Source organism: Dietzia sp. Cai40 (assembly GCF_014145165.1).
In the GTDB taxonomy this organism is placed as follows: Bacteria; Actinomycetota; Actinomycetes; order Mycobacteriales; family Mycobacteriaceae; genus Dietzia; species Dietzia natronolimnaea.
This window is the reverse complement of sequence record NZ_JAALEB010000090.1, coordinates 1-4,951: the sequence shown is the minus strand read 5'-3', so window position 1 is coordinate 4,951 and position 4,951 is coordinate 1. Positions and strand designations below refer to the sequence as shown.

Sequence of the window (4,951 nt, the reverse complement as noted above, 5' to 3'; positions counted from 1 at the left end):
GGCGGTGGCGAGGGCGACGACGACGAGGTGGTCCGTCCCTCGGGGCGGCCGTGGCAGGAGCCCGACGACGACTGGGACTCGAGCGGACGGACCGACCTGCACACCGCGATCGACACCGAGGGCCGCAACACCGACACCCGTTCGGACATCGGCGAGGCGTTCGGCAACTGGGACGTCATCCGGGCCCGCGCCGCCGAGCTCGGTGCGGCCGCGCTGGTCCCCGAGCGGGCGGACTCCGAGGTGCTCGCAGCGCTGCGGGCCGCGGAGTCGGACCCGGCCGGCCTCAAGGACGACCAGTACCTCGCCCTGGCCACGGCCACGGGGGACGGGCTGGCCGCCGTGGCCGGACTCGCCGACCGGATCCGCGCGGACGTGGTGGGGGAGACGGTGACCTACGTGGTCAACCGGAACATCAACTTCTCCAACATCTGCTACACGGGGTGCCGGTTCTGCGCCTTCGCCCAGCGCAAGGGGGACGCGGACGCGTTCTCGCTCTCGGCCGCCGAGGTGGCCGACCGCGCGTACGAGGCGTACGTCTCCGGGGCGTCCGAGGTCTGCATGCAGGGCGGGATCGACCCGGACCTGCCGGTCTCCGGTTACGCCGACCTCGTCCGCGCGGTCAAGGAGCGGGTGCCGTCCATGCACGTCCACGCGTTCAGCCCGATGGAGATCTCGAACGGGGCGGCCCGGTCCGGGGTGGGGGTCAGGGAGTGGCTCACCGAGCTGCGGGCGGCCGGTCTGGACACCATCCCCGGTACCGCGGCGGAGATCCTCGACGACGAGGTCCGCTGGGTCCTGACCAAGGGCAAACTCCCGGCCTCCGAGTGGATCGACATCGTCACCACCGCCCACGAGGTGGGCCTGCGCTCGAGCTCCACCATGATGTACGGCCACGTGGACACGCCGAGGCACTGGGTGGCGCACCTGCGCACCCTGCGGGGGATCCAGGACCGGACCGGCGGGTTCACCGAGTTCGTCCCCCTGCCCTTCGTGCACCGCAGTGCCCCGCTGTACCTGGCGGGCGCGTCCCGGCCGGGCCCGACGCGGGAGGAGAACGTCGCCGTCCACGCCCTGGCACGGATCATGCTGCACGGATCGATCCACAACGTGCAGACCAGCTGGGTCAAGCTCGGGGTCGCGGGGACGCGCACCATGCTCCGCGCGGGGGCGAACGACCTGGGCGGCACGCTGATGGAGGAGACGATCTCCCGGATGGCCGGGGCCGAGAACGGGTCCGCCAAGACCCCGGAGGAGATCGCGGAGATCGCCACCGGGATCGGTCGGCCCGCCCGGCGTCGGGACACCGTCTACGGACCGGCCCCCACCCAGATCCCCGTGACCGTCGTCACATAGCGCGACCGGCTTCGGGGCGGCGTCGTCGCGGACGCGGGGTGTGACATACGATGCAGGCCATACCGCTACGAGGAAGGTGGCTGACGTGACCTACACGATCGCAGAGCCGTGCGTCGACGTGATGGACAAGTCCTGCGTCGAGGAGTGTCCTGTCGACTGCATCTACGAGGGTGGACGGATGCTGTACATCCACCCCGACGAGTGTGTCGACTGCGGCGCGTGTGAGCCCGTCTGCCCGGTGGAGGCCATCTTCTACGAGGATGACACCCCGGAGGAGTGGTCCGAGTACAACACCGCCAACGTCGACTTCTTCGTCGAGTTGGGATCGCCGGGCGGCGCCGCCAAGGTGGGCAAGGTCGACTACGACCACCCGTTCATCAAGGCGCTGCCCCCCATGAACCAGGAGTGACCCCGGTGGTGTCGCGCCCGGAGCGTCGTCCGCCCGGGCGCGCGCTACCCGTGTTCCCGTGGGACACCCTCGCCGAGGCGAGGTCAGTGGCCACCGCGCATCCCGACGGCCTGGTCGATCTCACCGTGGGCACCCCCGTCGACCCGGTCGCCCCGGTGATCCGTGAGGCACTCGCCGCCGGATCCGCGGAACCGGGTTACCCGACCACCATCGGGACCGCGGAGCTCCGGCTCGCGGCCGCCGACGCTCTCCACCGGCGCTACGGGGTCACCGGCCTGGATCCCGGGGCGATCCTGCCCGCGATCGGTACCAAGGAGTTGATCGCGGGTCTGCCCGCACAGCTCGGACTCGGCCCGGGCCACACGGTCGTCGTGCCGGAGGTGGCCTACCCGACCTATGAGGTGGGGGCCCTGCTCGCGGGTGCGACGGTCGTGCGCGCCGACTCCCTGACGCAACTCGGCCCGTCGTCGCCCACCCTGCTCTACCTCAACTCGCCGTCGAACCCCAGCGGCCGGGTGCTCGGCGTGGACCACCTGCGCAAGGTCGTCGGTTGGGCCCGCGACCGCGGGGTGATCGTGGCCTCGGACGAGTGCTACCTCGGGCTGGTCTGGGAGGGTGAGGCGCCCTCGGTCCTCGACCCGCGTGTCTGCGACGGCGACCACACCGGGCTCCTGGCCCTGCACTCGCTGTCCAAGACGTCGAACCTGGCCTCGTATCGTGCGGGGTTCGTGGCGGGCGCCCCGTCCCTCGTGGCGGAGCTGCTGGCGGTGCGCAAGCACGCGGGTCTGATGATGCCCCTGCCCGTCCAGAACGCCATGACCGCGGCGCTCCGGGATGACGCCCACGAGGCCGAGCAACGCGAGCGGTACCGGGCCCGACGTGAGCTCCTGCTCCCGGCCGTGCAGGACGCCGGATTCCGGGTCGACGACTCGCAGGCCGGGCTCTACCTCTGGGCGACCCGCGACGAGCCCTGCCGGGAGACGGTGGACTGGTTCGCCGCCCGCGGTGTCCTGGTGGCCCCCGGTGAGTTCTACGGTTCCGCCGGGGCCCGGCACGTCCGCATCGCCCTCACCGCGACCGACGCCACCGTGGCCGAGGCGGTCCGTCGGCTGGCCTGAGCGGGTCGCACCCTACGTCCGCCCGGCCTCCCGCGTCGCCCAGCCTCCCGCGTCGCCCAGCCTCCCCAACGAGAAGGACGTTCCGCGCACCCGCCTCTCGGGCGATGTGTGCGGAACGTCCTTGTCGTTGGAGGTCGACGCCGCCGGCGAGCGTCGCGGGAGGTCAGTCGTTGGCGTGGAGCGCCTCGTTCAGCTCGACGCCCTCACGCTTCCACGGCACGGCCTCGACTGCGCCGGAGACGGAGTTGCGCCGGAACAGCAGATTGTCCATCCCGGAGAGCTGGCCCGCCTTGACGGGCTCGCGATCGGCCCAGGCCCCGGCCCGGACGTCCACCTTGGTCCCGGCAGTGACGTAGAGCCCGGCCTCGACCACGCAGTCGTCGCCGAGCGAGATCCCGATTCCGGAGTTGGCACCCAGCAGGCAGCGCTCGCCGATCGAGATGGTCTCCTTGCCGCCGCCCGAGAGGGTTCCCATGATCGACGCGCCGCCACCGACGTCGGAGTCCGCACCGACCACGACACCGGCCGAGACGCGTCCCTCGACCATCGACGGCCCGAGGGTGCCGGCGTTGAAGTTGACGAACCCCTCGTGCATGACGGTCGTCCCCTCCGCCAGATGGGCACCCAGTCGGACGCGGTCGGCGTCGGCGATCCGGACCCCGGACGGGACCACGTAGTCCACCATCCTCGGGAACTTGTCCACGCCGTAGACCGTCACCGGGCCGCGGGCGCGCAACCTGGCACGCACCATCTCGAATCCCGGTACCTCACAGGGGCCGAAGTTGGTCCACACGACGTTGGCCAGTGTCCCGAACAACCCGTCCATGTTGGCGAAGTGCGGCCGGATGAGCCGGTGGGAGATCAGGTGCAGCCGCAGGTAGGCGTCATAGGCGTCGGTCGGGGCCTGCGTGAGGTCCTCGATCTCGACCCGCACCGCGACCCGCTCGACACCGCGATCGGCGTCGGGTCCGGTGAGGGGAGCCAGCTCCTCGGGGACCTCGTCACCCGACAGGATTCGGTGACCCCCCTCGGAGGCCGCTCCGAGCTGGGGCGCTGGGTACCACACGTCGAGGACGGTGTGATCGGACGTCAGGGTGGCGATTCCGGTGGCCACGGCTCCGTGTGCACTCATGCCCCCGATGCTAGCGGTCGGCCCCGGCGCGTACCGGCCACGGGCATCTAAGGTGGACGCCGTGACCGCCGCCCTCGATCTGACCGCCGACCCGGTCGACCTCACCCGCGCCCTCGTCGACATCGCCAGTCCCTCCCGGGAGGAGGCGGAGATCGCCGGCGCCGTCCACACGGCGCTCGCATCCGTGGTCGCCGGCTTCACGGGTCCGGCCGCCGGGCGGACCGAACTCGTGCGGGACGGCCACCGCGTTCTGGCCCGCACCTCGAGGGGGTTGCCGACCCGGGTGGTGCTCGCCGGACATCTCGACACCGTCCCGGTGGCGGACAACGTCCCGTGCCGACTCACGGGTGAGGGAGCCGATCAGGTCCTGCACGGGTGTGGGACCGTCGACATGAAATCCGGCGACGCCGTGTTCCTCCACCTGTTCGCGACCCTGGCGGACTCCGCCGAGCTCGCGCACGATCTCACGTTGGTGCTCTACGACTGCGAGGAGATCGAGGCGACCGCGAACGGTCTCGGGTTCCTCGAACGGACCCACCGGGACTGGCTCACGGGGGACGTGGCGATACTCGGCGAGCCCACCGGCGGCCTGATCGAGGCGGGCTGCCAGGGCACCCTCCGGATCCGGGTCCACGCCCGCGGCACCCGGGCCCACTCGGCGCGGAGCTGGTTGGGGGACAACGCCGTGCACCGCCTCGCCCCGGTGCTGGCGGCGCTGGAGAGGTACGGACCGCGCTCGGTGGACATCGACGGCTGCGTCTACCGGGAGGGGCTGCAGGCCGTGAGGATGTCCGCGGGCGTGGCCGGCAACACCGTCCCGGACGAGGCGTGGCTCGACGTCAACTTCCGCTTCGCGCCGGACCGGCACACCGATGCCGCTCTCGCGCACGCCCTCGACGCGCTCGGGTTGACCGCGGCGGGCCCGGTCCCCGCCGGCGG

5 protein-coding genes are annotated in these 4,951 nt (G+C 71.8%); 4 read left to right on the top strand and 1 reads right to left on the bottom strand.

Features of this window, described 5'->3' with window-relative positions; all coding sequences use genetic code 11:
• The 3 genes from cofH to dapC form a co-directional block, all read left to right on the top strand.
• Positions 1-1,353 (top strand): 5-amino-6-(D-ribitylamino)uracil--L-tyrosine 4-hydroxyphenyl transferase CofH (cofH, locus tag G6022_RS04455; RefSeq protein ID WP_182691059.1); only part of this gene is annotated, 1,353 nt, incomplete at its 5' end.
• Between the two features lie 85 nt (positions 1,354-1,438).
• Complete coding sequence (gene fdxA / locus G6022_RS04450; protein WP_095718370.1) at positions 1,439-1,762, top strand: ferredoxin; 324 nt, start codon at positions 1,439-1,441, stop codon at positions 1,760-1,762.
• A 5-nt stretch (positions 1,763-1,767) separates the two neighbouring features.
• The gene (gene dapC / locus G6022_RS04445) at positions 1,768-2,880 is read left to right on the top strand and encodes a succinyldiaminopimelate transaminase (protein ID WP_182610367.1); all 1,113 of its coding nucleotides are present in this window, start codon (positions 1,768-1,770) and stop codon (positions 2,878-2,880) included.
• 163 nt (positions 2,881-3,043) lie between these two features.
• Here the strand turns inward: dapC and dapD are convergent, their stop codons facing one another.
• Positions 3,044-4,012, bottom strand: coding sequence for a 2,3,4,5-tetrahydropyridine-2,6-dicarboxylate N-succinyltransferase (dapD, locus tag G6022_RS04440; protein WP_179525597.1), 969 nt, complete (start codon positions 4,010-4,012; stop codon positions 3,044-3,046).
• 7 nt (positions 4,013-4,019) lie between these two features.
• Here dapD and dapE point away from each other — a divergent pair.
• On the top strand, positions 4,020-4,951 hold a 932-nt coding region (gene dapE, locus G6022_RS04435), incomplete at its 3' end, for a succinyl-diaminopimelate desuccinylase (RefSeq protein WP_182691061.1).